This is a genomic window from Candidatus Schekmanbacteria bacterium, from assembly GCA_003695725.1.
In the GTDB taxonomy this organism is placed as follows: domain Bacteria; phylum Schekmanbacteria; class GWA2-38-11; order GWA2-38-11; family J061; genus J061.
This window is the reverse complement of record RFHX01000076.1, coordinates 1-3,942: the sequence shown is the minus strand read 5'-3', so window position 1 is coordinate 3,942 and position 3,942 is coordinate 1. Positions and strand designations below refer to the sequence as shown.

Sequence of the window (3,942 nt, the reverse complement as noted above, 5' to 3'; positions counted from 1 at the left end):
GTTTTCTTCTCATATAAAATGGTGTTAATATGCATTCTGTATCTGTCATCATACCTGCTTACAATGAAGTTGAAAGGATTTCATCTGCCCTTGAAAGCCTTTCACATTTCTTTTCCAATTTTCCTAAAGAATATGAAATTATCATCGTCAATGATGGAAGCACAGACGGGACAGAAAAGCTGGTAAAAGACTTTATTAAAAACCACATCGGAAATATGTCCCTCATTAATCTTGATAAAAATTGTGGGAAAGGAATGGCTGTTAAAAAAGGTGTGGAAAATGCAACAAAGGATATAATCATCTTTTTAGATGCTGACCTTTCTTATGGCCCGGAAAATATAACAAGAGCTCTCGAAGAATTCAAAGATTCACAAAGGCAAATAATAATTGGCAACCGAAATATGAAAGAATCAAGGATTATAAACCCTCCTCCTCTCTTAAGAAGAATTTCAGGGAAAATATACTCCCTCCTTGTACAGACATTGGTCCTTCCGGGAATCTCAGATTCACAATGCGGTTTTAAGGCATTTCGCAAAGATTGCGCCAAGGAGATATTCAAACGATTAACAATCTTCCGCTTTGGCTTTGATGTTGAAATTCTCTATATTGCTATGAAACTCGGCTACAACATAAAAAAAATGCCCGTAGTTTGTACTAATGCTCAAGATTCAAGAGTCCATCTTTTTTCTGATTCATTCAGGATGTTTACAGACCTTTTTACAATCAGGGCAAATGATAAAAAAGGATTATATAGATAAACTTCAAAATTCTTTCTTTCCCTGCTAAAATCATTATTCGATATGTATAGGGGATATAATATTTTTACAAAAATCTATTACTCCACTCTGAAAATAGTGGGAATTATGCAGCAGGCAATACAGCTTCCCTTTGAAGCTTTCTGGCTTGGAATTTCAAATAAAGAATTTCTCCACGATATTGATAAATATTACTATGATATAAATCCTACCTATCATAGCGCAGAATACAACAATCAGGGTTTTTTTGAATGGGAGGAAAAAGCAGTGAGAGAGCATTTTTCAGAATGCCGCACGATTCTTGTAGCAGGGGCAGGGGCGGGGAGAGAAATGCTTGCTTTAATAGAAGAAGGGTTTGAGGTATGCGGATTCGATTGCAACGAAAGTTTGGTTAATCTTGCACATAAGAATATTGAAGAGAAAGGTTATAGCGCAAAGGTTTTTCTATCAGATAGGGATGATACTGCGGATATAGACGAAATTTTTGACGGAATAATAGTTGGATGGGCAGTTTATATGCATATTCCTGAAAGAGAAAGCAGAGTGGAGTTTTTAAAGAAAATTAGAAGAAACATCAAAACAGACGGACCTTTGCTTCTATCTTTTTTTGTAAGAAAAGGCAATCCTAAGAATTTTCAACTCCTCACAAGTATGGCAAACATCATAAGGAAGCTTTTAGGAAAAAAGAAAATTGATGTGGGCGACCGTCTTGCGCCAAATTTCATCCATTATTTCACAAAAGATGAAATAGAAAAAGAATTGTCCTGCGCTCGATTCAGCTTAGTTGAATTTTCCGCAAAACAGTATGGCTATGCCATTGCAAAAGCAGTATAAAAGATTTATTCTATTGATTTAATCCTCAATAAGATATATTTATCAACTCCTAACTTTAAATCATAAAACGAGTCAAAAAAATGGCATATAAGGACCTTAGAGAGTTCATTAAAAAATTGGAAGCTGAAAATGAGCTTCATAGAATCAAAGTGCCTGTTAGCGCAGAGCTTGAAATCTGTGAAATAACAGACCGCATTTCAAAGAAAGGAGGGAAAGCGCTTCTTTTCGAAAATGTCAAAGAATCAAAACTGCCTGTCTTAATAAATATTTTTGGCACTGAAAAGAGGATGAATTTAGCTCTTGAGACAAAGTCAATCGACTCCCTTGCCAATGAAATTACAGAAATCCTTGAAACAAAAACACCTGATTCACTTATCGATAAAATAAAGATGCTGCCAAAACTAAAAGAGCTTGGAAGCTTCTTTCCAAAAAAAGTAAAAGATGGTCCCTGTAAAGAGATTATAATCGCCGACAATCCCTCTCTCGACGATTTGCCAATCTTAAAATGCTGGCCTGAGGACGCAGGAAAGTTTATTACTCTTCCCTGCGTCTTTACAAAAGATCCTGAGACAGGAGCAAGAAATTGCGGAATGTATAGAATGCAGGTTTACGATTCTAAGACGACAGGAATGCATTGGCATATACATAAGGATGGCGCTTCCATATTCAAGAAATATGCGGAAAGAAACCAAAAAATTGAGGTTGCAGTGGCAATAGGAACTGACCCTGCTGTGTCTTTTTCTGCGATTACTCCACTTCCCGAAGGTATAGACGAAATGATTCTCGCAGGATTCATAAGAAAAAAACCTGTAGAAATGGTGAAATGCGAAACAATCAATGTTGAAGTGCCGGCAAATGCAGAAATTGTGCTTGAAGGCTATGTTGACCCTGAAGAAAGACGCATTGAAGGTCCCTTTGGTGACCATACGGGCTTCTACTCTCTTGCTGGTGAATATCCCGTATTTCACTTGAAAGCCATTACAATGAGAAAAGATGCCATATACAACACAATCGTCGTAGGCCGTCCTCCAATGGAGGATTGCTTTATGGGCACTGCTGTAGAGAAACTTTTTCTGCCACTGCTCAAAAAACAGTTTCCTGAAATTGTTGATATACATATGCCCTATGAAGGAGTTTTTCACAATCTTATCCTTGTCTCCATTGATAAAAGATATCCGGGGCACGCAAGAAAGATTATGCACGGCTTATGGGGCACAGGGCAAATAATGTATACAAAGGTGATTGTCGTAACAGATAAAGATGTAAATCTTCGCGACCCTCGTGAAGTAGTTTGGAAGGTACTCAGCAACATAGCCCCTAAACGAGATATAGAATTCGTCACCGGACCTACTGAAACCCTTGATCATGCTTCAGAATTGCCGACCTTTGGCTCAAAAATGGGAATCGACGCTACACGAAAATGGAAAGAAGAGGGCTTTGAACGAGAATGGCCTGAAGAATGCAAAATGTCAGAAGAGATCATCTCCTTGGTAACAAAACGTTGGAAGGAATACGGTTTTTAGATGGAAAAAATTCGTTTTGGTTGTCATTCCTTTCTAAATGCAAAACCAATAATAAATTATCTTCTTCAAAAAAAGGAATATAAGGACAAAATAGACCTTTTTTTGGGCTCTCCCTCTGAAATTTCTGATAAACTTTTAGCCGCAGAATTAGATATAGGTTTTATTCCATCGATTGAATTTTTAAAAAACGACAATCTCTATCTATTGCCGGATTTTTCAATTTCTGCCTATGGCAAAGTAATGAGCGTCCTTTTAATATCAGAAAAAGAGATCAAAGATATCGAAAATATTCTCCTTGACACACGCTCGCGCACTTCAATCGTGCTTCTAAATATTATTCTTAAGAAGAAATATGGGATTACACCATCATTCATAACACCATTAGAAGGTGGAGAAAAAAAGAGATATGATGCAAGACTTTTAATCGGTGATGAAGCACTTGAATTTACCTACGAAAAAAAAGGAAAGGAAGCAGGTAAAATAATTGACCTTGCAGAGGAATGGCACGAGATTACAGGGCTTCCATTTGTCTTCGCAGTAATTGCAAGCAGAAAAAAGGAGGTGCCAAAGCAGTTTTTAAAGATTCTCAAAGAATCGAGGGACAGAGGAATAAAAAATATCGAGGAAATTGCAGAAGGAGAATACAAAACCTGCAACATTAAAAAAGAAGCTCTTATAGACTATCTCAAAAACAGGATTGATTATTTTTTAACAGACAAAGAAATAGAAGGCCTGAAAGCCTTTCAAGAAATCTCATTCAAAAAAGGACTAATCGAGACCAAGTATGATTTTACCTTCGCAACAGCAATATGAAATGTAAGCCTATAGTC

4 protein-coding genes are annotated in these 3,942 nt (G+C 36.9%); all 4 read left to right on the top strand.

Features of this window, described 5'->3' with window-relative positions; genetic code table 11:
* Positions 1 to 29 precede the first annotated feature (29 nt).
* The 4 genes from D6734_03305 to D6734_03290 all read left to right on the top strand — a co-directional run bounded on the left by D6734_03305 (position 30) and on the right by D6734_03290 (position 3,925).
* Positions 30 to 758, top strand: a complete 729-nt coding sequence (locus D6734_03305) for a glycosyltransferase family 2 protein (GenBank protein RMF96757.1) — start codon at positions 30 to 32, stop codon at positions 756 to 758.
* Positions 759 to 800: 42 nt separating this feature from the next.
* On the top strand, positions 801 to 1,589 hold the full coding sequence (locus D6734_03300; protein ID RMF96756.1) for a class I SAM-dependent methyltransferase: 789 nt from the start codon (positions 801 to 803) through the stop codon (positions 1,587 to 1,589).
* 80 nt (positions 1,590 to 1,669) lie between these two features.
* A complete protein-coding gene (locus tag D6734_03295) occupies positions 1,670 to 3,112 on the top strand; it encodes a menaquinone biosynthesis decarboxylase (GenBank protein ID RMF96755.1) in 1,443 nt (480 codons plus the stop codon).
* Positions 3,113 to 3,925, top strand: a complete 813-nt coding sequence (locus tag D6734_03290) for a hypothetical protein (protein ID RMF96754.1) — start codon at positions 3,113 to 3,115, stop codon at positions 3,923 to 3,925.
* Positions 3,926 to 3,942: the final 17 nt, after the last annotated feature.